Source organism: Acidobacteriota bacterium, assembly GCA_009861545.1.
Taxonomy (GTDB): Bacteria; Acidobacteriota; Vicinamibacteria; order Vicinamibacterales; family UBA8438; genus WTFV01.
The window spans coordinates 16,927-41,754 of sequence record VXME01000118.1; the positions used below are offsets into that span (position 1 = coordinate 16,927).

At 69.2% G+C, this 24,828-nt stretch carries 26 protein-coding genes and 1 tRNA gene; 12 read left to right on the forward strand and 15 right to left on the reverse strand.

Annotation, left to right across the window (positions count from 1 at the left end):
• Nucleotides 1-5 precede the first annotated feature (5 nt).
• Entirely contained in the window at nt 6-755 is a 750-nt protein-coding gene (locus F4X11_19115) for a hypothetical protein (protein MYN67114.1), read from the forward strand.
• Between the two features lie 89 nt (nt 756-844).
• Nucleotides 845-1,945: a Fic family protein gene (locus F4X11_19120; protein MYN67115.1), complete on the forward strand. Its 1,101-nt coding sequence runs from the start codon at nt 845-847 to the stop codon at nt 1,943-1,945.
• A 49-nt stretch (nt 1,946-1,994) separates the two neighbouring features.
• On the opposite strand, the gene F4X11_19125 is transcribed toward F4X11_19120, so the two are convergent.
• The 7 genes from F4X11_19125 to mtgA form a co-directional block, all read right to left on the reverse strand.
• Nucleotides 1,995-2,444 (reverse strand): type II toxin-antitoxin system VapC family toxin, encoded by a 450-nt coding sequence (locus F4X11_19125; protein MYN67116.1) that lies wholly within the window; start codon nt 2,442-2,444, stop codon nt 1,995-1,997.
• Entirely contained in the window at nt 2,432-2,719 is a 288-nt protein-coding gene (locus F4X11_19130) for a type II toxin-antitoxin system Phd/YefM family antitoxin (protein MYN67117.1), read from the reverse strand. The genes F4X11_19125 and F4X11_19130 overlap by 13 nt, the downstream gene beginning before the upstream one ends.
• A gap of 248 nt (nt 2,720-2,967) precedes the next feature.
• Nucleotides 2,968-3,041: transfer RNA gene (locus tag F4X11_19135), tRNA-Gln, on the reverse strand.
• A gap of 90 nt (nt 3,042-3,131) precedes the next feature.
• Nucleotides 3,132-3,980: a transglutaminase family protein gene (locus tag F4X11_19140; GenBank protein ID MYN67118.1), complete on the reverse strand. Its 849-nt coding sequence runs from the start codon at nt 3,978-3,980 to the stop codon at nt 3,132-3,134.
• On the reverse strand, nt 3,977-4,744 hold the full coding sequence (locus F4X11_19145) for a peptidase (protein ID MYN67119.1): 768 nt from the start codon (nt 4,742-4,744) through the stop codon (nt 3,977-3,979). Before F4X11_19145 ends, F4X11_19140 begins: the two co-directional genes overlap by 4 nt.
• On the reverse strand, nt 4,741-4,911 hold the full coding sequence (locus F4X11_19150; GenBank protein MYN67120.1) for an alpha-E domain-containing protein: 171 nt from the start codon (nt 4,909-4,911) through the stop codon (nt 4,741-4,743). Before F4X11_19150 ends, F4X11_19145 begins: the two co-directional genes overlap by 4 nt.
• Nucleotides 4,912-4,917: 6 nt before the next feature.
• Nucleotides 4,918-5,733 (reverse strand): monofunctional biosynthetic peptidoglycan transglycosylase, encoded by an 816-nt coding sequence (gene mtgA, locus F4X11_19155; GenBank protein MYN67121.1) that lies wholly within the window; start codon nt 5,731-5,733, stop codon nt 4,918-4,920.
• A 41-nt stretch (nt 5,734-5,774) separates the two neighbouring features.
• Between mtgA and F4X11_19160 the strand changes: the two genes are divergently transcribed.
• From F4X11_19160 to F4X11_19185, 6 genes are all read left to right on the forward strand, one after another.
• Nucleotides 5,775-7,283: an MBOAT family protein gene (locus tag F4X11_19160; protein MYN67122.1), complete on the forward strand. Its 1,509-nt coding sequence runs from the start codon at nt 5,775-5,777 to the stop codon at nt 7,281-7,283.
• 125 nt (nt 7,284-7,408) lie between these two features.
• Entirely contained in the window at nt 7,409-8,857 is a 1,449-nt protein-coding gene (locus tag F4X11_19165; GenBank protein MYN67123.1) for a DUF459 domain-containing protein, read from the forward strand.
• A 164-nt stretch (nt 8,858-9,021) separates the two neighbouring features.
• Entirely contained in the window at nt 9,022-10,005 is a 984-nt protein-coding gene (locus tag F4X11_19170; protein ID MYN67124.1) for a BON domain-containing protein, read from the forward strand.
• A 9-nt stretch (nt 10,006-10,014) separates the two neighbouring features.
• The gene (locus F4X11_19175; GenBank protein MYN67125.1) at nt 10,015-10,800 is read left to right on the forward strand and encodes an ABC transporter permease; all 786 of its coding nucleotides are present in this window, start codon (nt 10,015-10,017) and stop codon (nt 10,798-10,800) included.
• A gap of 83 nt (nt 10,801-10,883) precedes the next feature.
• Nucleotides 10,884-11,546 carry an ATP-binding cassette domain-containing protein gene (locus F4X11_19180; GenBank protein ID MYN67126.1) on the forward strand — a complete coding sequence of 221 codons (663 nt, stop codon included), beginning with the start codon at nt 10,884-10,886 and terminating at the stop codon, nt 11,544-11,546.
• Nucleotides 11,547-11,702: 156 nt separating this feature from the next.
• The gene (locus tag F4X11_19185) at nt 11,703-13,052 is read left to right on the forward strand and encodes an MCE family protein (GenBank protein MYN67127.1); all 1,350 of its coding nucleotides are present in this window, start codon (nt 11,703-11,705) and stop codon (nt 13,050-13,052) included.
• A 6-nt stretch (nt 13,053-13,058) separates the two neighbouring features.
• Here the strand turns inward: F4X11_19185 and F4X11_19190 are convergent, their stop codons facing one another.
• The 3 genes from F4X11_19190 to F4X11_19200 form a co-directional block, all read right to left on the reverse strand.
• Nucleotides 13,059-13,676, reverse strand: a complete 618-nt coding sequence (locus F4X11_19190; protein ID MYN67128.1) for a hypothetical protein — start codon at nt 13,674-13,676, stop codon at nt 13,059-13,061.
• A 166-nt stretch (nt 13,677-13,842) separates the two neighbouring features.
• The gene (gene feoB / locus F4X11_19195) at nt 13,843-16,119 is read right to left on the reverse strand and encodes a ferrous iron transport protein B (protein ID MYN67129.1); all 2,277 of its coding nucleotides are present in this window, start codon (nt 16,117-16,119) and stop codon (nt 13,843-13,845) included.
• On the reverse strand, nt 16,119-17,183 hold the full coding sequence (locus tag F4X11_19200) for a metal-dependent transcriptional regulator (GenBank protein ID MYN67130.1): 1,065 nt from the start codon (nt 17,181-17,183) through the stop codon (nt 16,119-16,121). The genes feoB and F4X11_19200 overlap by 1 nt, the downstream gene beginning before the upstream one ends.
• On the opposite strand from F4X11_19200, the gene F4X11_19205 reads away from it, so the two are divergent.
• A complete protein-coding gene (locus F4X11_19205) occupies nt 17,032-17,862 on the forward strand; it encodes a DUF4920 domain-containing protein (protein MYN67131.1) in 831 nt (276 codons plus the stop codon). The two genes, F4X11_19200 and F4X11_19205, sit on opposite strands and share 152 nt — an antisense overlap.
• Before the next feature lie 12 nt (nt 17,863-17,874).
• Here the strand turns inward: F4X11_19205 and F4X11_19210 are convergent, their stop codons facing one another.
• Both F4X11_19210 and F4X11_19215 read right to left on the reverse strand, forming a co-directional pair.
• On the reverse strand, nt 17,875-18,768 hold the full coding sequence (locus tag F4X11_19210; protein ID MYN67132.1) for a hypothetical protein: 894 nt from the start codon (nt 18,766-18,768) through the stop codon (nt 17,875-17,877).
• 7 nt (nt 18,769-18,775) lie between these two features.
• The gene (locus F4X11_19215; GenBank protein MYN67133.1) at nt 18,776-20,104 is read right to left on the reverse strand and encodes a hypothetical protein; all 1,329 of its coding nucleotides are present in this window, start codon (nt 20,102-20,104) and stop codon (nt 18,776-18,778) included.
• 207 nt (nt 20,105-20,311) lie between these two features.
• On the opposite strand from F4X11_19215, the gene F4X11_19220 reads away from it, so the two are divergent.
• Genes F4X11_19220 through F4X11_19230 form a run of 3 tightly spaced genes read left to right on the forward strand, consistent with a single transcriptional unit; the run spans nt 20,312 to nt 22,387 of the window.
• Entirely contained in the window at nt 20,312-21,640 is a 1,329-nt protein-coding gene (locus F4X11_19220; GenBank protein MYN67134.1) for a hypothetical protein, read from the forward strand.
• Nucleotides 21,641-21,699: 59 nt separating this feature from the next.
• Nucleotides 21,700-21,978 (forward strand): hypothetical protein, encoded by a 279-nt coding sequence (locus F4X11_19225; protein ID MYN67135.1) that lies wholly within the window; start codon nt 21,700-21,702, stop codon nt 21,976-21,978.
• Complete coding sequence (locus F4X11_19230) at nt 21,968-22,387, forward strand: hypothetical protein (GenBank protein ID MYN67136.1); 420 nt, start codon at nt 21,968-21,970, stop codon at nt 22,385-22,387. The genes F4X11_19225 and F4X11_19230 overlap by 11 nt, the downstream gene beginning before the upstream one ends.
• A gap of 7 nt (nt 22,388-22,394) precedes the next feature.
• Here the strand turns inward: F4X11_19230 and F4X11_19235 are convergent, their stop codons facing one another.
• Genes F4X11_19235 through F4X11_19245 form a run of 3 tightly spaced genes read right to left on the reverse strand, consistent with a single transcriptional unit; the run spans nt 22,395 to nt 24,826 of the window.
• Nucleotides 22,395-22,916 (reverse strand): hypothetical protein, encoded by a 522-nt coding sequence (locus tag F4X11_19235; protein ID MYN67137.1) that lies wholly within the window; start codon nt 22,914-22,916, stop codon nt 22,395-22,397.
• 18 nt (nt 22,917-22,934) lie between these two features.
• Nucleotides 22,935-23,444, reverse strand: coding sequence for a trypsin-like serine protease (locus tag F4X11_19240; protein ID MYN67138.1), 510 nt, complete (start codon nt 23,442-23,444; stop codon nt 22,935-22,937).
• Nucleotides 23,445-23,467: 23 nt separating this feature from the next.
• On the reverse strand, nt 23,468-24,826 hold the full coding sequence (locus F4X11_19245) for an NADP-specific glutamate dehydrogenase (GenBank protein MYN67139.1): 1,359 nt from the start codon (nt 24,824-24,826) through the stop codon (nt 23,468-23,470).
• Nucleotides 24,827-24,828 lie beyond the last annotated feature (2 nt).

Sequence of the window (24,828 nt, forward strand, 5' to 3'; positions counted from 1 at the left end):
AGTCGATGCACCCGAAGTCCGCGAAGGAACTGGATGCCAAATGGAGGAGTCGCCCGTGGTACCACAGGCCCTCCGGCGGGCCGGGAGGGCTACCGAATTCCCGCGATGACCTGAACCTCCGGTTGCGCCGCGCCCTGAGCTGGCTTGAGCGCGCCGAGAAGGAGTATGAAACTGAAGAAGATCTGGACGCTGCGTTCATCTTCCATTGGATAGCCTTCAACGCCCTATATGAGCAGTTCGGTACATCGTCGATCTACAGGGACAAGAAAGAGGATGAAAAACGGCGCGAATATGTTGGCAGGATAGTCGCCATCCAGAACTCGAAGAGCACGATCAACTCCATTGTCTGGTCGGTGCTTCGGGACGAGATCCAGAAGATGCTGGAGAATAGATTCGTGTACGCTCCGTACTGGAGCCATCGCAACAACCCGGCAGAGGCTCGAAACTGGAAGCTACGGTTCGATAGGGATCGTAAACGAGCGCTGCAGGCGCTCTCGGAGAAACGGACCGGAGACGTCCTCTGCGAGCTATTCTACCGCCTGAACACGCTACGCAATCAACTGCTTCACGGCGGTGCGACCTGGAAGGGCCGGGTCAACCGAAATCAAGTAGAGCCAGGTGCGAGAATCATGGCACTGCTGGTGCCCAACTTCATCGACGTGATGATCGAGCAGCCGAATGCCGGCTGGGGCAGTCCGCGCTATCCGGTGGTTCGGGAGGGAGCCCCCTTGTCGGGATGGACAGGCACCGGCTGACCCGGTTCAACGAGCTTCAGAATCCCAACGTTCGCGCCCGGTCTGTGCGCGGCAAATACTCGCTACAATCTCAGCAGATCATGCGGAGAATGTACATCCACGAGCAGCCCGACTGGCCGCGCCTGTGCTGGGACCGCGAGGCCATAGTCGACGCGTTGGCGAACGTGCGGCACCGGCAGGGTCGTCTCATCGGCCGCATGGAAGCCCTCGGCTTCGATCTCCGGCGCGAGGCGGTGCTCGGAACGCTGGTCGAGGACGTCGTCAAGAGCAGCGACATCGAGGGAGAGAAGCTCGACGCGGGGCAGGTCCGATCGTCGGTCGCACGGCGGCTCGGCATGGACGTCGGCGGCACCGGGCAGGCGGACCGCGCCGTCGACGGCGTCGTCGAGATGATGCTCGACGCGACAAGGCGCTTCGACCAGCCGCTCACCGCGGAGCGGCTCTGCGACTGGCAGGCGTCGCTGTTTCCCACCGGCCGCAGCGGCATGAGGCGGATCACGGTCGGCGCCTGGCGCAGCAGTCAGTCCAACCCTATGCAGGTGGTTTCCGGCCCGGCCGGCCGGGAGCGTGTGCACTTCGAGGCCCCGCCCGCGGCCAGACTCGATGCTGAGATGAGAGCGTTCCTGGACTGGTTCGAGGCACCGCCGGAGACCGACCCGGTGCTCAGAGCCGGTCTGGCCCATCTTCGGTTCGTCACCATCCATCCGTTCGACGATGGCAACGGGCGCATCGCCCGTGCGGTCGCCGACATGGCGCTGGCCCGCTCGGAGCACAGCTCCCAGCGCTTCTACAGCATGTCGTCGCAAATCCGAGCGGAGCGCAACGACTACTACGACATCCTCGAGCAGACGCAACGGGGTACGACCGACCTCACCGACTGGATGGACTGGTTCCTGTCTTGCCTCGGCCGCGCCATCGACAATGCAAGAACGGCACTGGCCGGCGTGCTGGCCAAAGCTCGTTTCTGGGAACGCGCTGACGGTCTCGCGCTGAGCGAGCGCCAGCGGCTTGTTCTGAACCGTTTACTGGAGGGCTTCGAGGGCAAGCTCACGACGACGAAGTGGGCGAGGCTCGCGAAGTGCTCCCAGGACACGGCCCTGCGGGACGTCGCCTTCCTGATCGACCACGGTCTCCTCGTCCGCAATCCCGGCGGGGGGCGCAGCACGAGCTACCGACTCGTGGAGGCGTGAGAGCTACCGACTCGTGGAGGGGTGAACGTCAGCCGGGCTGCGTATGCAATCAGCCGTCGGGGACTGTTGTCCCCGGTGGGCCGAACCAGTCTTCCAATCTCAAATTGTCGTAGTCACCGAAGTCGCGGGTGTTGCGGGTGACCAGGGTCAAGTCGTTGGTCGCTGCAATCGCGGCGATCTGGCCATCGACGTACGGGGGCGTCCGGCCGCGGGCGGTCAGCCGCGCGCGTTCTTCGGCGTGCCACCGGGCCGCTTCGAGATCGTACGGGAGGATCGGCAGCGGGTGGCGCAAGACCTGCTCCAGGTAACGAGTCAGTTGCCGCTTGCGCGCTCCGACCGGCATCCGCGCCAACCCGTACTCCATCTCGTGCAGGATCGGAACCGCGGCGCACACTTCGTGCCGATGAGCGCGCAAGCGTAGACGGACGCCGGCGTCCGGGTGCGGACGTGAGGGCTCGGAGAGTACGTTCGTATCCAGCAGGTACTTCAGTCCGGCCATGAGAATTCCCGCGGCGGACGCCGGTCACGCCACCCGTCCACTTCATCCGGGGTCAACTCCGGCCAGTCGAAACCCGCCTGCGCGCGCCAGTCTTCGACCGCCTGCCAGAAATCCTTCTTCGGCTCTCCCGATGACAGGCGCTCGTACTCGCCCCTGGAAACGAGGACGGCGACGGGCTTTCCGTGCCGGGTAATGTGCACGGGTTCTCCGTCCTCGGCTTTGTGGATCAACCGGGTCAACGTGTTTCGCGCCTTGGCGATGGATACGGTGGACATGGTCCGTTCATGCTTGAATGGCTACAGATATGGCCATTCTACGCGAATGTGCCGGTACATGCCAAGGCAACTGGTCAGACGCCCGCGACCTCCCACGACGCGCCTGAATCGCTGCCTCCCATCCACAACGCAGCGAATGCGAAGTTGTGGCGAAGGTAAACAGCCAAAGGATTCGCGCCCGGAGCGGCGAGAGCCGCGTAGCGCCTGAATCGCTGCCTCCCATCCACAACGCAGCGAATGCGAAGTTGTGGCTGGGAGGCAGGGATTCGAACCCCGATTCCACGGTCCAGAGCCGCGTGTCCTACCGTTGAACGACCTCCCAGCAAGAAGGCGCAGGTGGGATCAACTACATAGTATAGCAGGGCTTCGACGACGACGGGCCGCGAGACGCCGGCAGGGGCAGGGCGGTCGATCAGGACCCGCGCGCCGCGAGCTCGATCTCCGCCGCCAGGCTCGCGGTCACCCCGTCTCCACGGAACGTGCCGGTCACCGGGGCGGCGTCCCGGGGATTGGCGGCGGCGGCGACGGTCACATGCCGGTCCGCCACGGCCAGCCCCTGGCTGGGGTCGTAGCCGCGCCAGCCCCCGCCGCGCAGGAAGACCTCGCCCCAGGCGTGCAGCTCGGTCGAGTCCGCCTTCTCGCTGTGGGCGTAGCCGCTGGCGAAGCGCGCCGCGAGTCCCACGGCCCGGCAGCAGGCCACGAAGAGCACGGCCAGATCGCGGCAGGCGCCCCGTCCGGACGCGATTGTCGCCTCGGGAGCGAGCGGGGGACCTTCCGCACGCGTTTCCCGGCCGAACGCCGCCCGGATGCGCCGGGCGAGGACCAGGGGGAAGCGCGCCGGGTCACGCTGCGACTCGCTGGCTGCGGCGAGGGCCATCTCGCGCACGGCGGGATGGGCGGCGTCCGGCGAGCGGCGGTACAGCGCGAGCCGGTCGCGGAACTCGGGCGCGTAGGCGTAGGGCAGCGGCCGGTCCGGTTCGGTGACGAGGAATCGAAACGGGTTGTCGAGCAGGGTATCGACGACGGCGTGCGTGCGAATCGTCAGTCGCGGCCACCGGCCCTCGAACCACGCGCGCGTGACGACGTTGCCCTCCGGATCGAGGTTGTCGGTGCGCACGGCCGGCTCGGGATCGATCTCCAGCGCGAAGTCGACGAGCCGGACCGCGCCGTCGGCCCGCGGCCGCAGCCGGATGACGTGCGGTTCCAGGTAGACGGGGGCGTCGAAGGCGTACGACGTTCGATGGCGGACGGTGATTCTCACGAGACGTGGGAGACCGGCGCCGGCGGGGCAGTCTCGATCTCGTCGTAGGCGCGGTCGAGCAACTCCCCCGGCGTCTCTTCTATCGCGCGCCGGATGCGCTCGCCCCACCAGCGCGAGAGCTGTTCAAGGTCCTGTTTCTGGAAGCGGCGCTCGATGATCCGGAAGGAGTTTCGCCGGTACAGGACCACGTCGATGGGGAAATCGACGTCGGCGGCGCTGATTCGCGTCGAGTCGAAGGAGAGGCAGGCGACCTTGAACGCATGCCGCATCGAGTCCTCCGCCCGGAGCGTGCGGTCGAGGATCGGCTTGCCGTAGCCGACGGATCCGATGACGTGGTAGGGGGTCAGGCGCCCGGTGTCGACCCAGTTCCCTTCCGGATAGAGCAGGTAGAGCTTCTGCCGCGCGTCGCGCTCCATCTGCCCGCCGATCAGGGTGTGGATGTTGAAGGGAATGCCGCTCTCGTGCAGCGCCGCCTTGTCCTCGTGGGCCACGGCCCGCACCTGCTCGGCCAGCAGGTTGACGGCCTGGTAGAGGCGCTCGAACGGCTCGTCGCGGCTGGCGCGCTCGGCGAGCCGATCCTCGAAATAGGTCAGGGTCTTGTCCCGCAGCGACCGCAGTCCGGAGGTCATGACGAAGAAGGTGCCCCGCGGCGGCGAGTACACGTTCACCTTCCGCAGCGTGGTCACCTCGCGGCCCGACGTGATGAGGGTGTCGGACAGGCCGACGATGCCGTCCTCGACGTTCATCGCGACGCAGTAGGTCATCGCAGCGATTCTCCCCGCCAGCGTTGCGCGAAGAAAGTGTGCGTGATCTCCTTGCCGACGCCGTTGAGCTTGCCCTGAATCGCGTCGAGGAAATCGTGCAGGCCCGAACGAACAACGTCCACGATGTCAGTATAGTCGAGCGCCGCGACGAGGCGGCCGAGCGCGATCGACCGTCAGTCGGCGAGCCGCTCCTCGATCAGCGCGACACCGCCGAGCCGGGTCATCTGCGCGCGGATCCAGGCCTGCCGCCGCCGCACGCTCGGCGACGGATCGTCGGCCCGCCACCGGGACGGCAAGGGCAGGACCGCCGCCAGCAGCGCGGCCTCGTCCGCGTTCAGCTCCGCCGGGCGCTTGTCGAAGAACCGTTCGCTGGCCGCCGTGATGCCGAAAACGCCCGTCCCGAACTCGGCGACGTTCAGGTACACCTCCACGATCCGGCGCTTGCTCCAGCAGAGCTCGATGAGCACCGTGAGATAGGCTTCCAGTCCCTTCCGGAACAGGCTGCGCCCCGGCCACAGGAACAGGTTCTTGGCGGTCTGCTGGGAGATCGTGCTCGCGCCGCGCAGCCGCTCGCCCTGCAGCGCGTCCCCCAGCGCCATGCGTATGGCTTCGACGTCGAAGCCGTTGTGATCCGGGAACTTCTGATCCTCGGAGGCGATGACGGCCAGGGCGGCGTGCGGCGCGATCCCCTCCCAGCTCGTCCAGCGGTAGGGCATGCGCGCCGGGTCTCCACGCTCCGCCGCGGCGAGCGCGTCCCGCACCATGAACGCGGTGGTCGGAGGCGGCGCCCAGCGCAGGACGAGGACCACCGCGAGCGACGCGCCGAGAGCGGCGGTGACGAGTAGCAGGCAGGCGCGCCGGAGGCGCGCGAACCAGGACCGGCGGCGGGTCGGGCGGGTGGCCCTGCCCCGCCGCGCCGGGCGTGCGGCCCGCCGGCGCGGGGGGCCGCCTTTTCGCCGGGGTTGCGTCTCCGTCGGTGGAATCGTCATGGACCGGCCGGGGCTCCTCCCGCCGGGAGCACCGATGGTCTATGTTACCCGCGGAAACGGGGGCGTCGCGGTCTCGTGTTGCGACGGTCGCCGGTTCCCGGTCAAGATCGGATCACTTCGGCATGCCCTTCGAGTCCGCCCGTTTCCTCCTCTTCCTGCTCTCCGCGTTGACCGTCTTCTGGGCGCTCCGCCGGTCGCGGCAGGCGCAGAAGCTGCTGCTGATCGCCGCGAGCGTCTGGTTCTACGGAAGCTACGGCTGGGAGTTCGTGGCGTTGCTCGGCCTCTCCGTCGCCGGCAATCACTTGGCGGCCGGCCTCGTCGCCGCGAGCGCGGGGCCGGGGCGCGGGCGCTGGCTCGCCGCCGGAGTGACGGCGAATCTCCTGCTGCTGGCGTGGTTCAAGTACTACGTCTTCTTCGCGGAGACGTTCAACGATGCGCTCTTCGCGCTGGGCGCCGGCGCGCAACTGCAGGTGCCGCAGATCGTCCTGCCGATCGGCATCTCGTTCTACACCTTCCAGGCCATCGCCTACCTGATCGAGGTGCACCGGGAGTCGGGCCCGAAGGCGAAGAGCCTGGTCGATTTCGCCGTGTTCATGGCGTTCTTTCCCCAGTTGCTGATCGGCCCCATATGCCGGGGACGCGATCTGCTGCCGCAGATCGAGAGGCCGGCTCCCGCCCGGATCGAGCAGTTCCCGCTCGCCGTCTCGTTGATCCTGTCGGGTCTCTTCAAGCGGATGGTGATCGCTTCGCTCCTGTTCAGCTTCGGGGTCAGCCGGATCTTCGACGCGCCCGAGAACTACACGGCCGCCGCGCTGTGGATGGCGGTGTTCGGATACACGGTGCAGATCTACTGCGATTTCTCGGGCTACGTTGACCTGGTGCGCGGCTGCGCGCTGCTGTTCGGCTTCCGGATTCCCGACAACTTCAACAATCCCTACTCGGCGGCCAGCGTCGGCGACTACTGGCGGCGCTGGCACATGACCTTCAGCTCGTGGCTGCGGGACTTCATCTACTTCCCGCTCGGCGGCTCCCGCCGCCGGCGCGGACGCGTCCTCTTCAACCTGTTCGCGACCATGGTCTTCTGCGGTCTCTGGCACGGGGCGACCTGGGGCTACGTCATCTGGGGCGCGTGCCACGGTCTCGCGCTGGTGCTCTACAAGTACCGGCTCGACGAGCACCGCGCGCGCGGTGAAGACGTGCAGCGCCGGTTGACGGCGACGGAGTGGCTGCGGGGCTGGGCGTGGACCATGCTCGTCGTCAGCCTGTCGCGCGTCTTCTTCGTGTGCACCGATCTGGCGGTTGCGGTCACGTTCCTGTCGCGGATGTTCACCCCGGGGCTCGCGGGTGAGGGCTTCGCCCTCCTGTTGCTGCCCGTGACGCTGGCGGGCCTGGGCCTCAACTTCGCCGGAGATGCGATGCGGGATCGGTTCGTGCGGTGGAGCGGGGCGCTGCCGCTGGCGCTGCGCTGGGCGTTCTGGCTGGCGATGTTCTATCTTCTGCTTGCCGTGCGGCCCTTCGGCGTGCTTCCCAACACCTACTTCCGCTTTTGATCTCCCGAGCCGCCGGACGCCCGATATCGGTGCACGGTGACCGGCCGTGAACCGCGGCCGGCTCGGGGACGCGGCTGCGTGACATCGCACAGGCGACTCGGTACAATGCCTTTCGATACGTCTTCTTGCGCCGATTCATGGAGGGAAGCCGCCTGACTCTCCGCGCTCGACTGTCCACCTTCGTCCGCATCGGGAGAGCCGATCCGACGTCCCACGCCGGCTCCCGGTCGCCGCGCCCCGCCACGTCGCATTCGCCCTGGGTCGTGTTGCTGCTCTGTTGGAGCCTGGCGCTCGGGCTGGGCGCGCATGTCGGGCGCGAGCTGCGCCTCGAGACCGAGCGCGACGTCGCACTCGGCGACCGGGCGCCCTGGCAGGCCGCGGCCGCGGGCGTGCTGGCCGGGGTCGGCGAGTTGACGGGGGTGGCGGAGTTGCGCGCCGTGCTGCACGAGCCGATGCGTGCGTTCTACGAAACCGCGTTCACGGTGGGCGGCCGGTCGCCCCAGCTTCCTGCCGCGGCCGGGGAAGCGGAGCCCGAGATCGTCGATTCGGAGCCGGTGGAGCCCGAGGCCGCCGTTCCGGCGCCGCGGCGCGTGATGATCGTCGGGGCGTCGTCGATTCAATTCGGTCTGGGACGTTCGCTCGAGCGGTGGATCGAGCGGTTCGAGGGTGTGACCGTGAAGCGGTACGGGCTCCACTCCACGGGGCTGGCGCGTCCGGACTACTTCGACTGGCACGCGAAGGCGCGGGAGATGAAGGACGAGTTCCAGCCGGATCTCGTGATCGCGCAGTTCGGCGGCAACGACGGTCAGGGGTTGACGGATCGGGACACCGGCGGAGCGGTCGCGCCCCTGTTCACCGACACGTGGGATGCAGTCTATGGCGCCCGCGTGGAGACGTTCGTGGAGATCTTCGCCGAGGACGAGGTGCCCGTCGTCATCCTCGGCATGCCGGCGATGAAGAGCGCCTACCACCAGCGGAAGATGGCCCGGATCAACGAGGTCACGGAAGCCGCGTGCGCGCGGGCGGGAGCCTGGTTCGTCGATACCTTCGCCATGACGGCGGACGCCGACGGGAACTACGTCGCGCGCGCCGAGGTGGAGGGCAGGCTGCGGGTGATCCGCGCGAGCGACGGCATGCACCTCAACAGCTACGGCGCGGAGCTGGTGACCGCCGGGATCCTGGACGTGCTCGGCGACTGGTTCGCCTTCACGCTGCCGGAGGCGCCGGCGCATGCGGTCCGGGACGCGCTGCCCGGGGACGGGCGCGGTCTGCGCGCGGAGCCGAGCGGCGGCCGGGACGCGGGGGTGATCGCGGACGGTGCGGACTCCGCGGATCTCGGCCGGCCGGGCAGTCCGGCCGTCGAGACGGAGCTTGGCCTGAACCGGCGCACGCGGCGGCTGATTCAGCGGGGGCTGCTGGCCGAGGGTTTCGATCCCGGCCCGGCGGATGGGCTGTTCGGACCTCGCACGCGCGCGGCGCTGCGGGCGTGGCAGTCGGCGCGGGGGGCCGCTGCGACGGGCTATCTGAACGGCGAGATCGAGGCGGCGCTGCGGGCGGCGGCTCCGGGACGGTGACCCCGCCGGGATTCTGCGCCGCAGAAGTTTCGCGCCGGCGAGACTTCCAACGCGACCGCAAGGCCGCGCCCGCCCGTGGGCGGTTCGGGTCCGTTCCTGCACCGGCATTCCCGAGGCCGGCGGTCGGTCTTCTTTTCGAGCGGCGACGTGCAGGCCGGTACGTGATGTCGAGGGTGCTGAGCGTGCTCCTCGCCGTTGCGGTGATGGCGGCGAGCGGCTGCAGCGCCAGGTCCTCCTCCGGTGTGCCGGCCGCCGTTGCGGACGCCCAGACCGCGGTGCGTGTCAAGACGGCGCTCGTCAACCACGAATCGCTCGGTACGCTGCCCATAGATGTCCAGGTGCGCAGCGGCGTGGTGACCCTCGACGGCACCGTGCGTTCCACGGACGACGTGGAGAGTGCGCGGACGCTGGCGCTCGGAGTGGCCGGGGTGGCCCGGGTCGAGTCGAGGCTGCAGATAGGCGATCCCGATTCCTTGCCGCCTGCGGGGAACCTCCCGTCCGGCTCGCGGCATGCGCCGCCGTCCGCCGGGGGCGCCTCGACGGTCCAGGGGAACAGGCGGCCGGTCTCGGGGAGCCCGCGGTTGCCGGCGCTGGCCCCGCGTCCCGAGGAGGGTCCGTTGCGCCTCGTCGGCCTCGGCGCCTCGGTGCGCGTCACGCGCCCGTCGGAGGCGACCCTGGGCGGCGCGCTGGCCGTGGGCCCGCTGCTGCGCCTGCGTCCGCGGAACGGCATGGGGCCGGCGATCGCGTTCAACTGGACGAACACGGAGATCGAGACCGGCCCCGCGGGGCGGCCGGGCCTGGCCGCGATACAGTTGCGGCCGGTGATGGCCGGCGTCGAGTACGGCGTTGTACGAGGAAGGCTGGCGGTCGGCGCCTCGGCCGTGGGCGGCTACTCGTTCAACCGGCTGGCCGTCGACACGGCGCGGGCAGGTCAGGGCCGGGCCATCGCCGTCGGCAACAGCTTCGCGTGGCGCCCCGGGGCGGTCCTCTGGGCGGACGTCACGCCGCGGGTCGGCATCAACGTGTTCGGCGGGTACCTGTTCGCGAGGCCGAAGGTGACTTTCGCGAGCGATGCGTCGATCGCCACCGAGCGGGTGAACGCGGGCTCGGTCGTCGTGAGCGTGGGTGTCGCGTACTGGATCTTCTGAGGAGTCTCGATGCCCGGCTTCTTGCGTACGGTCGTCGTGACGCGTCTGGCCAGCGGGGGGCGCGCCATGATCTTCGCCGGCCGGGCGCTGCGCGAGATTTTCCGGCCGCCGTTCGAGTTTCAGGAGACCGCGCGGCAGGTGTACGAGCTCGGCTGGCGCTCGCTGCCGCTGATCGCCGCCGCGGGCTACGCGGTGGGCATCGTGATGTCGATGCACACGCGGGCGTCGCTCGAGCGGTTCGGCGCCGAGGCGCTGGTCCCCGCGGTGCTCGCCCTCGCCCTGGTGCGCGAGACCGGACCGCTCGTGGTCGGGCTGCTCGTCTCCGGGCGGGTCGGGGCGGGTGTCGGTGCGGAGCTGGGCGCCATGAAGGTGACCGAGCAGATCGACGCGCTGGAGGCGGTGGCCGTCGATTCGTTCAAGTTCCTGGTCGTCACGCGCGTCGTCGCCTGCATGATCGCCATGCCCATCCTGACCGCGGTCATGAACATCACGGGCATCATCGGCGGCTGGACGGCGGAATCGGCGGTCTCCGGCATGCCCTTCGAGACCTACTTCCGGGCCGCCTTCTCGCTCGTCCAGTTCACCGACTACGTGCCCGGCACGCTGAAGACGATGGTGTTCGGCTTCATCATCGCGGTCACCGCGTCCTATCTCGGCGTACACACTTCCGGCGGCACGCAGGGGGTTGGCTACGCGGCGACGCGCAGCGTGGTCACCGCGTCGATCCTGATGATCGCGGCCAACGTGGTGCTGGTCCGCCTGATCTTCTTCATCTTTCCGGAGACCGCGGAGTGACGGAGCCGCCCGCCGCCATCCGGCTCGACCGCGTATCGAAGGCGTTCGGCTCGTTTCGCGTGCTCGACGACGTGTCGCTCCGCATGCCGCGCGGCCGGGCTACCGTCGTGCTCGGCCGGAGCGGGACCGGGAAGAGCGTGACGCTGCGGCACATCGTCGGTCTGCTGCAGCCGGACGCGGGCCGTGTCTTCGTGGACGACGCGGAGGTCACCGCGCTGTCCCCGTCGGCGCTGGCCGCGGTGCGCCAGCGAATCGGCTTTCTGTTCCAGAACGCCGCGCTCTTCGATTCGATTACGGTGGCCGAGAACGTGGCGTTCCCGATGCGGCGGCATACGACGCTCTCCGACGGTGAGATTCGCGCGCGGGCGCTGGAGAAGCTGGCCGCGGTGGGTCTGGCCCGCGCGGCGGAGTCGATGCCGGGCTCGCTGTCCGGCGGCATGCGGAAACGGGCCGGCCTGGCGCGGGCGATGGCGCTCGATCCGGCGATCCTGCTGGTCGACGAGCCGAGTGCGGGGCTGGATCCGGTGACCTCGGAGGAGATCGACGACCTGCTCGTCGGGTTGAAGCACGAGCGCGGCACGACGCTGGTCGTGGTCACCCACAACATCCCGAGCGCCCGGCGCATCGCGGACACCATGCTGTTTCTGCACGAGGGCCGGGTGCTGGCCAGCGGTACGGCCGAGGACCTGGAGCGGTGCGAGCACGAGCTGGTGCGGAAGTTCATGCAGTCGGAGGCGGGCGGGTGACCGTCCGTCCCGCGCGGCGGAGACCGGCGGGCGGGTGATTGCCGGCCGCGCGGCGGGATGGCCCGGCAAGCGGACGGCTCGATCGTCCGGCGTGCGTCAGCGGACGACGAAAGAAGCGGGCGCGCGCGGTAGATTTCGCAGGAGAGGGAGGTTCAGATGGGGTCCCCACGCCTGGCGCTGGTCGGCGCGTTCGTGATCGGCGGGCTGCTGATCTTCGCGGTCGGCCTGTTCATGATCGGCGACCGCCGCTTGCTGTTCAGCGAGCAGTTCGAGATAGAGGCCGACTTCGGCAACGTCGCGGGGGTCGAGATCGGGACCAGCGTGCGGCTGTCGGGCCTGCCCGCGGGCGAAGTGATCGGCATCGACATTCCCGACGCGCCGGGCGGCCGGTTCGTGGTGCGGATGCGCGTCCGGGAGGATCTGCACGCGCTGGTGCGTACCGACTCGGAGGCCGCGATCCTGTCGGACGGTCTGCTCGGCTCGGCGTTCATCCAGCTCCGGGCGGGAAGCGAGGCGGCGCCGCTCATTTCGGACGGCGGCGAGCTGCGAGGGATCGATGCGGTGGCGATCGCCGACCTGATCGCGGAGGGACGGGAAACGTTCCGCATCGCCGCCAACGAGATGGTGCAGATGCGGGCCGAGCTGACCGAGAGCTTCGGCGGCTTCGAAGACACCATTCAGAGCACGACCCGCCTCATCGACGGACTCGGGAACGACGCCCGGCGCGTGACCGGCGCCAGCGCCGACCTGATCGCCGAGGCGCGCGGCATGGTGGGTGAAGTGCGCAGGGTGATGGATACGGTGGCGAGCGGGCAGGACGCCGTCGAACGCGTGCTCGGGGAGACCGAGGGGACGATGCGGGCGGTGCGCCAGAGCGCCGAGCGCGTGGAGGACGCGATAGGGCGCTTCAGCGGCCCCGACAGCGCAACCCAGCGGCTGCTGGTCGAGGCGGGGGAGGTCATGGGCCGCGCCCGCGCGGCGATGGCCGACGTCGCCGACAACACCGAGGCGCTGAAGCGGAACTGGCTGTTCCGGGGCTTCTTCGCCGAGCGCGGCTTCTACAACCTGGACGAGCTGACCGTGGACGAGTACCGCACGCTCCTGCGCGACGATCGCTACGCGCCGTTGCGCATATGGCTCGCCGCCGATCGGTTGTTCGAAACCGATCCCGAGGGCGGCCTGACGCTGCGCGACGGCGCCGGCCGCCGGATCGAGGAAGCGATGGGAGAGCTGCTCCAGTACCCGCGGAACAGCCCTGTCGTCGTGGAGGGCTACGCCACCGACGGCGGTGTCGGACGGCGCATGCTCGACGCGCTCGCACGCGCGGAGCTGGTGCAGCGCCACGTCGTGCGGGCGTTTCGTCATGCGGGCGGGACCGGCACGATGGCCCTGGGCGCCGAAGCCGCGGAGAGCCCCCGCGGCGACGGGCGCTGGGACGGGGTGGCGCTGACGCTGTTCGCGGACCCGGAGCAGCTCGCGCGCGGCTCCGTCCGGGCGGCGCAGTGACGCTTGTCAGTCGACGGTGACGCCGGCCGCGTCCGCCAGCAGGGGGTAGAACTGCAGGAAGACATTGTCGCGCGCCGCGTGGTCGATGTGACACGCGTAGCAGCGGTTGCCGACCGGTTGCGGCTGCGCGGTGGTCATCAGGTTGGCGCCGCCCCGGAAGTCGTAGTAGGCCCAGCCGGCCTCGACTCGCTCCTTGTCCTTGACGGCCAGCTCCACCGCCAGCACGTCGGCCGCGAACCGGCCGTGGCGGGCCGGCATCGCGTCGGCCTCCGTGCTCCGTACCAGCAGCACGAGCATGGTGCCCTCGCGGAACTCGCCGGTACGGACGAAGTGGTCGTAGGCGGTCGGCTCCATCAGCGTGTGGTTGAACGATTCGCGCTGCGGAGGCTCGTCGTTGTAGCTCAGCCCGAGCGAGGCGCCGACGAAGGTCCAGCGGAGGTAGTCGTCCGGGAGCTGGAGCGCGCCGTCCGCGTCGTAGCGCGGCATGGCCGGCGGCGTGTCGTCACCGCCGGACTGGGCGGCGAGGTGCGCCGCGCCGGCCACCGCCAGCGTTGCCACCGCGGCGCTCAGCAGGCACGCGAACCAGCAGGTACGGGATAGCTGTCGTCGCATCGTTCGCTCCATCACAGGGTGCCAATCCCGACACCGTCGGTTACGCCGGTCGTGGGCGATCTGCGCGACCGGTTCTTGGCGACATAGGTCCGAAAGAGAATTCAGTCTGTCCTGTCGGGCAGGCCGGGTCAAGCCCGAGCCGGAGGTGCGGTGGAGCGCGACCGGCCTGCTCGGCACCTCACGCCAGCAGCCGCCACACCTGCGCGACCAGGAAGCAGACGGAGAGGCCCATCGCCACCGGCAGCAGCGAGGCGACGGTCGTCCAGCGGGCGCTGCGGGTCTCCTTGTAGATGGTGTAGATGGTCGTCGAGCAGGGGTTGTGGAGCAGGCTGAAGAGCATCAGGTTGACCGCGGTCAGCAGCGTCCATCCGCCGCCCCGCAGCAGCTCGCCGGTCGCCGCCACGCTGTCGAGCTCGAACATCACCCCGGCGCCGGTTCCCGTCCCCGCCGCCCCGCCGGCGGTCAGCACCGTCAACATCAGCACCGTCGGGATGACGATCTCGTTGGCGGGAATCGCCACCACGTAGGCGAGCAGGATCACCCCGTTGAGGCCGATCAGCAAGCCGAACGGATCGAGCCACCCTACCGCGTGCTCGGCGATGCTCGCGCCGCCGACGGTCACGTTGGACGAGAGCCAGATGACCGCCCCGGCCGGCACGGCGAACACCACCGCGCGCCACAGCACGATCAGGGTGCGGTCGATGAGCGAGGTGTAGAGCGTCTGGAGCACCCGCGGCGGCCGGTAGGGCGGCAACTCCAGGCTGAAGCTGGTCGCCTCGCCGCGCAGCACCGTGTTCGACAGGAACCACGACGCCAGGAACATGGCGCCGATGCCGAGCACCGCGATGGCGACGACCGCCGCCGCGGACACCAGGCCGGCGAGGTGTGCCGGGGCGAGGGCGCCGATGAAGATCGAGGCGATCAGGATCTGCGTCGGCCAACGGCCGTTGCAGAGCGAGAAGTTGTTGGTGATGATGGCGATGAGTCGTTCGCGGGGGCTGTCGATGACGCGGGTGGATACTACCCCGGCCGCGTTGCACCCGAACCCCATGCACATCGTCAGCGCCTGCTTGCCGTGCGCCCCGGCCTTGCGGAACAGCGCGTCGAGGTTGAAGGCGACGCGCGGCAGATAGCCGAAGTCCTCCAGCAGGGTGAAGATGGGGAAGAAGATCGCCATCGGCGGCAGCATCACCGCGACGACCCAGGCGGTCGCCAGGTACACGCCGTCGAAGAGGAAGCCGCTCAGCCACCACGGCAGCCCCACCGCGTCGCCCGCTGCCTTCAGCGCCGGATGTGCGGTGTCGATCAGGAGCGCGGCCAGCATGCCGGACGGGACGTTCGCCCCTTCGATGGTGATCCAGAAGACCGCGGCGAGAATCGCGAGCATCAGCGGGAAGCCCAGCCAGCGGTTCGTCAGCAGCCGATCCAGCGTGCGGTCGACGTCGAATCCGGCCTTGCGTAACCCGCGCGCCTCTGCGCGCGCCGCGATGTCGTGCGCCGCGCCGTAGGTGCGCTCCATGAGCGTGTCGTGGAAGTCCGCCGGCAGGTCCCACCGCAGGCGCTGCGCGGCGTCGAGCAGCCGCTTCCGGGCCGCGGCGGGTGGAACCGGCGGCGCCGCGCCGGCGTGGTCTTCGCCGCGCTGGCTCGGCTCGCGGGAGCGGACCGGCTCGGCGACCGCGTGGTCGTCGCCGAGCTGGCCGAGCTCGCCGGAGCGCACGGCGGCGGCCACCGCGTCGTCGGCGTTCAGCAGCCGTTGGGCCACCCAGCGGCTGCTCGGCACGCCGGGGAAAGCTCCCTCGACCACCTCCGCAAGGGATGCGACGGCCTGCTCGACCCCGGGGGCCTGCTGCGCGAGGCGGAACGGCGTGGTGCGCGTCCGGCCGGTCGCTACGCCGTGCGCGGCGTCGAGCAGCGCCTCGATGCCGACGCCGGAGCGGGCCGAGCCGGCCACCACCGGGACGCCGAGCTCCCGCTCGATCCGCGCCGCGTCGACCGCGATGCCGTGGCGCCGGGCCTCATCCATCAGATTCACGTAGACCACCACGCGGTCGGTGATGTCGAGGATCTGCAGCACGAGGTTCAGGTTGCGCTCGAGGCGGGTGGCGTCGACCACCGCCACCGTCACGTCGGGCCGCCCGAACAGGATGAACTCGCGCGCCACCTCTTCGTCGGCGCTGCCCGCCTGCAGGGAGTAGGTGCCGGGCAGGTCGACGATCTTTACCCGAGAGCCCCGGTGCGCGAACGCGCCCTCGGCGCGGACGATGGTCTTGCCGGGCCAGTTCCCCGTGTGTTGCCGCAGTCCGGTCAGGGCGTTGAAGACGGTGCTCTTGCCGACGTTCGGGTTGCCGGCGAGGGCGACGAGGATGTCCCACTTGTCGGGGCTCAACCCGAGCCGGATCAGGCTCTGCGTCCGGTGCTCGGCGCGGCTGCCGCACGTCGGGGCCGGCAGCGCCATCAGGCGACCTCCTCGACGCCGTGGGCGGGAATGGCGCTGTCGCCGGCGGCGGCGCGTTCGACGTGGATCCACGCCGCCTGCGTGCGGCGCAGCGCGATCAGCGCGCCGCGGATGCGGTAGGCGACCGGGTCGCCGGCGGCGCTCGCCAGCTCCGGCGTGATCGGCGTGCCGCGCACCACGCCGAGATCGAGCAGCCGGCGGCGCTGGGTGCCCTGGCAGGCGCGGGAGATGGCGGTGACGCGAACGGTCTCTCCGGCCGCCGCGTCGAGCAGCGTCGTGCGGCTGGTCTCGGCGCGTTCGCCGGGCGGCAGGTACTGGACCGTGACGTTGCCGGCGGCCACCGTGTCGATCTCCCACTCGCGCCCGCCGCTCCGCAGCTGGACGCTGCCGTCCGTGCGCGCGACGACGTCCAGGCGGCCGCCCAGCACGAGCCCGTCGCGGATCAGGCCGTCGTAGATCTCGCGCGGCTCGTCCTCCAGGTGCAGTATCTCCACCGTTCGTCCCGGCTGGGCCGACGCCAGGCCGAGTCCCTGGTCGGGCGGCACGTCGCCGGTCGAGGTCGGGATCGGATCGCCGTGCGGATCCCAGCGGGGGTGTCCCAGCCGGGTGTCGAGCGCGTCGACCTCGTCCACCGACAGGGCGTGCTCCATCCGCTCCGCCTCATCGTGCCAGTCGCTGGCCGGGACGCCGGTCCGGTCGGCGAGGTAGCGTTCCCACATGCGGTGCGTCCGGACCAGCCGCAGCGCCGATTGCCGTCCCTCGTCGGTCACGGTCGGTCCGTCCCCGCCGGTGTGGACCAGGCGCATCGCGCCCAGGCGCGAGAGCAGCACCGCCGCGCGGGTCCGGGAGACTTCGAGGCGCCCGGCCAGGCTCTCCAGCGAGCAGACGCGGCCCGTGCGCTCGCAGGTGTAGATGTGCTTGACGGCGTCCTCCAGGAGGACGCGTTCGCTCAGTCGCAAGAGACGCCGCAGTCGCGGCGCCAGCCCGATCCGGGGCCAGAACGACACGACCGCGGCGGCTGCCGCGATGCCGAACACGATGAGCGCGAGCGCGGGGTCGGGCATGAGTTTGACTATTCAAAAAATGGATCTTGATCAGTCTAAACCACCGCGCCGTATCCGTCCAGCGGGCGCAACCGTGGGGCCGGCGGTCGGCGGCCGTTCGCGCGTTCTGCGCACGGGCGCCGAATCCCGAGCCGCCGCCTGTGGGGAATCCGTCGCCGTGCTGGTATCATCGGTGGCTGGCAGGATTCTTGTGCCACTGGAGGAGGCTCTCATGCACCGCTGGACCGCCCGCTCGCTCGCGCTCGTCGCCGCTCTGGCCATCGGCCTGCCGCTCGCCGCCGGCGCCCAGGACGACCTCGTCAAGCGTGGCGAGGCCATCGGCGATTCACCCGTCGTCGATCTGGCGGTGGCGCTGCAGTCGATCTCTTCCTACGCCGACCGCACGGTGACGCTCGAGGGGCAGGTCAACCGGGTGTGCCAGATGAAGGGCTGTTGGCTGGAGCTGGTGCCGGCCGGTGCGGACCGCGGCATCCGGGTCACCTTCAAGGGCTACGCCTTCTTCGTGCCGACCGATTCCAGCGGGGCCAGTGCCCGCCTGGAGGGGATGTTCGAGCAGCACACCTGGTCGAAGGCGGACGCCGACCACCTGATCGCCGAGGGCGTGGGGCTGACGCGCAACCCGGACGGGACCGCCACCGAGGTCAGCTTCGTCGCGCAGGCGGTGGAACTGCGGAAGTAGACACGCCGCGCGTCAGCGCACGGTCACGTCGACGAAGCCCGTCGTCCAGCAGCACTGATCTCCGCCGCCGCCGTTGCCGGAGATGTCGTTGGCGGTGACCATCAAGCGGTAGTCGCCCGCCTCCGTGAAGGTGGCGAAAGTGGCGGTTTCGCCTCCGGTGAGGTCCGTGAATTCGTGGCGTCCGTTCGTGCCGTCCTCGGTGCCGTCCTCGGTTCCCGACTCGAAGATCACCTCGGCGGGTCCGCGATAGAGACGCCACGTCAGCGTCAGCGGCGGCCGCGGGCGTCCCCGCCGGCGCGGCGGCGGGGGGTTGGTCAGCGGTTCGTCGCGTGCCGACGCCCTCAGTTCGAGGGTCTCGCCGACCGACGCGGTGTAGGTGGCGGAGACTCCCATCACCGGCGGCCCCTGCAGCTCTTCACCGTCGCCCACCGTGAGCCGCGGCGGCGAATTGCCGTTCGCGCGGTTCAGGAACGGGTTGACGAAGTAGGGCGGATTCAACCAGAACGACACCTCGGAGCGCTGGTTGTTGGCGGTCAGGGTCCAGGTGAGACGCTGCTCGCCGAAGTCGGCCGGGACGTTGATGGCGAACACCCCCCACGCGCGCCGGGGCAGAAAGTGCGTCGGTTGCCCGAGATCGGGACCGCCGGGCTGAATCCGGTTGTCGGGACCGATGGGGATGTCCAGCGGGTCGTCGTTCCGGCTGAAGTATCCCAACAGGATCGTGAACGACCCGTCCGCGTTGCGGTACCAGCCCTCCACGGCCGGGAAGATCGCCTCGCCGCGGCTTCCTTCGGGCTCGAGGGGGAGCGGGGCGCGGGGCGGCTGGGCCCGCGTCGTGGCGGCTGCAAACAGGAGCGCGGCGGAGAGGGCCGTCGCGAGACCGACCCGAAACCTGTGGAGTTGCATCGAGATATCAGTCGTCGTTGTCGGTCATCGCCGCGCGCGCCGCGACCTCGGCTTCGTAGTCCTCGTCGGTGAAGTAGGTGACGTTGACCCACGCGTGGGCCATCTCGTCGACCGTCCGGTCGCCGTACCCGACCCAGACGTTCGGATCCGGGTTGGCGCGGTTGGCCGCGGTGTTGTCGTGCCACGCGGTGATCTTGACGAGGGTGCCCTTCGGCAGCAGCGGCGCGGCGCCGTCCGCGTAGACGTAGGTGTTGTGCCAGTTGAAGTTGAAGTCGCCGACATGGCTGAGGACCTCGCGCCGGCCGGTGGGCAGGATGGCCTCCATCGCCATCGCCTTGCCCCGCAGGTGCATGTGCGGCTGGAAGCTCTCGATGCGCGCGGCGCGCTTCAGGGGGAAGAAGCCCTCGGTGACCGAGATGGTGTTCGGCGGGATGTCGACGCCGCCGGCTCCCATCAGGTGCAGCACCTGCCGGTGCTCCGGCTCCTCGCCCCGCGGGTAGAAGTAGATGCCGAGCTCGACGTGATCGGTGATCTCCTCGCCCACTGCCGAGTAGTGCACGTCCCAGACGATGCGCGAGCCGGGCAGCATCAGCTTGCCGCTGCCGGGGCGCATCAACTCGCCCTGCTTGCCGACCGCCCACTCCATGAACAGCCCGGAGTTGTTCAGCGGATCGTCGGCGCCGTTCGCCGCCGCGTTCCGCAGCAGCGGATCGGTCTCCTCCTGCTCGAGGCGGGCGATGGCGTGGTGCGTGATCCTCCGGCCGGCCGTCGTGCCGGGCCGCAGCTCGATCGCCCGCACCCAGCGCGGCTCGGTCAGGCCGGTGTCGGAGACCGGCTTCCACCAGGCGTCGTTCGCCTCGGCCGGCATCGTGTAGGGCTCGGACGCGACCACCAGGTCCGGCGCTCCGAAGAGCTCCGCGAAGTACCACTTCGACGCGTCGGGCCACTCGATCGGCGGCGGCATGTCGGCCGGGTTGCCGCGCGGCGCGCCGCCGTCGACCCAGCGGACGATGGTGTCCAGCTCGGCGTCGGTCAGAGAACGGTCGTTCTTGAACTCGGAGATGCCGACCGTGCGGTCGATGTGCCAGGGCGGCATCTGGCGCGTCGACACGCGCTCCCGGATCGAGCGCGCCCACGGGCGCGATTCCTGGTAGGTCACGAGGGACATCGGCGCGATGGAGCTCGCCCGGTGGCATGCCTCGCACTTGGCCTGAAAGATCGGGGCCACGTCCTTCGTGAACGTCGGTACGCCGTCGTCTGCGGCGACAGCGGTTCCGGGAACGAGGGCCGCCGTCCCGGCAAAAAGCACCAGCATGCCCAGGATTCTGGTCCGCATCGCATACGTCCTTTCGTTCTCTCTCCCGTGACCGCGGCGGCAGCCGCCCGACCACTCGCGGGTCATTATAATCGTGGGTAGCGGGTCCATGACTCGCGTGTGGGGAGCCGAGCGCTCCGGCGGTCGCAGCCGTGAGGTGGAATCCGACCGGGCCGGCGGGCGCCGGCTCCCCGATCCGTTAAGACGAACAACGAGGTCGAGACGTTCATGCGCAAGACGACTTCGATCGGGGCGGCGGCAGCAATTCTCCTGGGCGTCGTCGCCGTCACGTCCGTCTGGGGTCAGCGCGGCGGCGCATACCGGGCGTCGCGCGACCACCCGGCGATCCTGTACACCAACGGCGCGGTCGACAACGCCGTCGAGGACCTGAACCGGCGGCTCGAGGAGGGCTCGGCCGCGCTCGCCTTCGAAGGCCGGAACGGCTATCTCCGCTCGCTGCTCGACGCGCTCGACATGCCCGTGGAGTCGCAGGTGCTCGTCTTTTCCCCGACGAGCTTCCAGGAGGACTGGATCGACTTCGACAACCCGCGCGCCGTCTTCTTCCGGGACGATGTCGCGCTGGGCTGGGTCCGTGGCGCCGACGTCATCGAGATCGCCGCCCAGGATCGGCGCCAGGGAACGATTTTCTACTCGCTCGAGCAGACCCCGTCGGCCGCGCCCCGCTTCCGGCGCCGCGAGACCTGCCTCGCCTGCCACCTGTCGTGGGACACGCTCGGCGTGCCCGGCCCGCAGGTCCTCAGCATGTTCCCGATGCCGGACGATCCGAACGCCTACGCGAGCGGCCACCCCACCGACCATCGCAGCCGGCTGGAGGACCGCTGGGGCGGCTGGTACGTCACCGGGTCGCACGGCGGCGTCGCGCATATGGGCAACGTCGAGGTGGAAGCTGTCGATGACCCGCACGCGACCTTCGGCGTCGTGCCGCCGGTCATCGACTCGCTCGACGGGCGGTTCGACCTGGACGGGTTCCCGACGCCCTACAGCGACATCGTGGCGCTGATGGTGCTGGAGCACCAGGCCCATCTCACCAACCTGATCACGCGCATCGGCTGGGAGGCGCGGCGGGTGGAGCACCGCGCGGAGATGGTGGCCCCCGCGGATCGCGGCCGCTCGACCGATGACGGCCGCTTCCTGGAGATCGTCGACGAGGCGGCGGTCGAGCTGGTCGACTACCTGCTGTTCGTCGACGAGGCGCCGCTGCCGCCGGGCGTCGCCGGCGGCTCGGGCTTCAGCGAGCTGTTCTCGGCGCGCGGTCCCCGCGATGGCCGGGGCCGGTCGCTCCGGGAGATCTCGCTCGACGGCCGCCTGTTCCGCTATCCGTGCAGCTACATGATCTACACCGAGGCGTTCGACGCGCTGCCGGAGACCGCGCTCGATGCCGTGTACCAGCGCATGTGGGCGGTGCTGTCCGGGGAGGTCGCCGAGTCGCCGTACGACCGGCTGGCGCTCGCCGACCGGCAGGCGATCGTGGAAATCTTGCGGGACACGAAGCCGGGTCTGCCGGACTACTTCGGGACGGTCACCGGTAGTCGTTGATCTGGCACGGAACCTGCTTGAGCATGTGTCATGACATGTGCTCTGCGATCGTTCGATAATTGAAGCAGATGATCTACTGCGTGATGGGCGACGACGAAACCGAGTGGGAGGGGCTCATCCTTGAGCGTTTCTCCAACGACGACCGTCTGAAGGTCGGTCCATGCCAGTGGCTTGTCCACTCCGACGCCTCGACCAGCAAGTCCGTATGGCAACGAATCGTGGGCGAAGGCGGCCAGCCAACCGGCATGGTCTTCCCGGTCCGTGGCTACTATGGTTACCGCGACGCCACGGTCTGGGAGTGGATTGCCGCGAAGCGCACCCTGGACAATGGCGACTGAACGAATCGTCCGCGACAGGCCAGGCGGGCAAGAACCAGTCAAGAGCACGCCCGAGAACTACCCGATTGCCACGCCACCGGGCTTGCAGGCCGCCGACCACAGTTGGGTCTTGCAGACCACCATGGAGTTGCAGAAGTCAGTTGGAGCGCTCACGCAGGCGGTGGCCACCCTGGCCGAGCAGGTCAAGGACCAAGGGGTCAAGCTCGATGCGATGCGTCACGAAGTGACGGCGGCGCCGCGCATCCATCAAGACGGCTGGATGGCTGCTTGGCGGGGTCGCAGCCATCATCGCGTGGTTGCTGTACCGTCTTCCGCCGGTCGTCACCGCGGTCTTGGAGACTATTCGAGCCGGTCAGGGGTAAACGGCGGTTGCCCTGTCGTGGAGGTGAAGCGACAGGTGTCCACGTAGGACACCTTCAGCGGAACCAGCCCCTCTTCTGGGGGGTGCTGAAGTACTCCTCAAGCGGTGGAAGGCAAGAATCCACCGCCCTCGACATTTCCAGCAGCGCGTTGCATGCCTCCGAGACGTCGAGATCTTCGAACGGACGAAGGTACCCCAGAAACAGGGCGTTGTCCTCGTCGATCCTGAACCTGCACCATGCCATTTCGTTCTGCCATCGGAGCAGTTGAAAGAGCAGGTTCTCGTCCTCTTGGTGGGCCGGCGTGAGGTCAGCGATGTGTCGAGTGATGAGGAAATGCTCGCCGACGCCAGCGAGGAATCCGTTTTCGGAAACGGTCAGTACGTTCCACCACCAGCCGTCGGCCGCGACCTCTTCGTTGCGCTGGACCGGCAACTCAGCCAGCTCTGCCGCGGCTTCGAAGAGTTGCGGTGGACTGAGCGATTGCTCGAGTTCAGCCAGCTGTTCGTCGGTGGGAATCTCAACTTGCCCGGTGCGATGCAACTTGGAGAATTCCAGAAAGTACTCGAGGACCTGCACGCCGGGAATGGCGAACCCCTACCCTTGCGAGTCGGTTCGAATCTGCCAGGTGTTGATGCCAACGAGGTTGCCCTGCGCGTCGAGCAGTGGCCCACCGCTGTTGCCCGGGTTGATGGCAACGTCGGTTTGTACGAAACGACCGTCGGGCGTACGGCGACTCGCTTCGCTCACGATGCCTCTCGTAGATGTGAAGTGCAGCCCGCGCGGATGTCCGATGGCCAGGACCTCGTCCCCGGCATCGTAGCCGTGGGCCAGGCGGTCCTCCAGCGGAAAGTACTGCCGCGTGTGTATGGCGGCTCTCACGATGGCTAGGTCGGCCTGTTCATGGCGGTGGACCATGACACCCTTGGCGCGGGTACCGTCATGGAGCGAGATCAGGAGCGTTCCCTTCTCGTCGACCACGTGTGCGTTCGTAACGATCAAGCCGTCGGCAGAAACGAGCAGACCGGATCCCAGATGATTGACTCCCTCGATGATGGGTACGTGGTTGCGGCACTCATGGATGACCGGCTTCCAATCGGCAGACATGGCATGACTTCCTGTGTTCGCCGCTACACGACGCCGTAGGCGAGCAACGCGTCGGCGACCTTCCGGAAGCCGGCGATGTTGGCGCCGCGCACGTAGTTGACGAACCCGTCCGGGTCGGTTCCTTCCGCGCGGCACTTCTCGTGGATGTCGTGCATGATGGTCTGTAGCTGCCGGTCGACCTCCTCTCTCGACCAGGAGATTCGCAGGGCGTTCTGGCTCTGCTCGAGGCCCGAGACCGCGACGCCGCCGGCGTTGGCCGCCTTGGCGGGGCCGAACAGGATCTTCCGGCCGAGGAAGGCGCGGACCGCGCCGAGCGTCGAGGGCATGTTGGCGCCCTCCGACACGGCCACCAGCCCGTTGCCGAGGAGGGCTTCCGCGTCGTCGGCGTCCAGCTCGTTCTGCGTGGCGCAGGGCACGGCGAGCTGACAGGGGACGCGCCACGGCCGTTCCTTCTCGCGGTAGTCGCAGCCGAAGTGCTCGGCGTACTCGCGTACGCGTCCCCGGCGCACTTCCTTCAGCTCCTTCAGCCAGGCCAGCCGCTCGGCGTCGATGCCGTGCGGATCGTGAATGAAGCCGTTCGAATCGGAGGCGGCGACGACGGTGGCGCCCAGCTCGTTCAGCTTCTCGATGGCGTAGAGCGCGACGTTGCCCGAGCCCGAGACGACCGCCGTCTTGCCGGCGATCCCGTCGCCGCGGGTCGCCAGCATGTTCTGCAGGAAATAGACCGCGCCGTAGCCGGTCGCCTCGGTCCGCACCAGGCTGCCGCCGAAAGCCAGGCCCTTCCCGGTCAGCACCCCGGTGAAGCGGTTGGCGAGGCGCATGTACTGCCCGAACAGGAACCCGATCTCGCGGGTGCCGACGCCGATGTCGCCTGCCGGCACGTCGGTGTCCTCGCCGATGTGACGGTGCAGCTCGCGCATCATGGCGTGGCAGAACCGCATCACCTCGTTGGCGCTGCGGCCCCGCGGGCTGAAGTTGGAGCCGCCCTTGGCGCCCCCCATCGGCAGGCCGGTGAGGCTGTTCTTGAGGATCTGCTCGAAGCCGAGGAACTTCAGCACGCTCTGCGTCACCGTGGGGTGGAAGCGGAGGCCGCCCTTGTAGGGGCCGATGGCGTTGCTGAATTGCACGCGCCAGGCGCGGGCCGCGCGGATGCCGCCGTCGTCGTCCTGCCACGTCACCCGGAAGGTGATGATCCGGTCGGGCTCGGTGAGCCGTTCCAGGATGCGGGCCTCCCCGTACTCGGGGTGCGCCGCCACGAACGGCATGACGCACTCGGCGACCTCGCGAACCGCCTGGTGAAACTCGGGCTCGCCCGGATTGCGCCGGATGAGACCGGTCATGAACTTCTCCAGCCGTTCGTGGACACCCGGGGTCCGGTGCATGT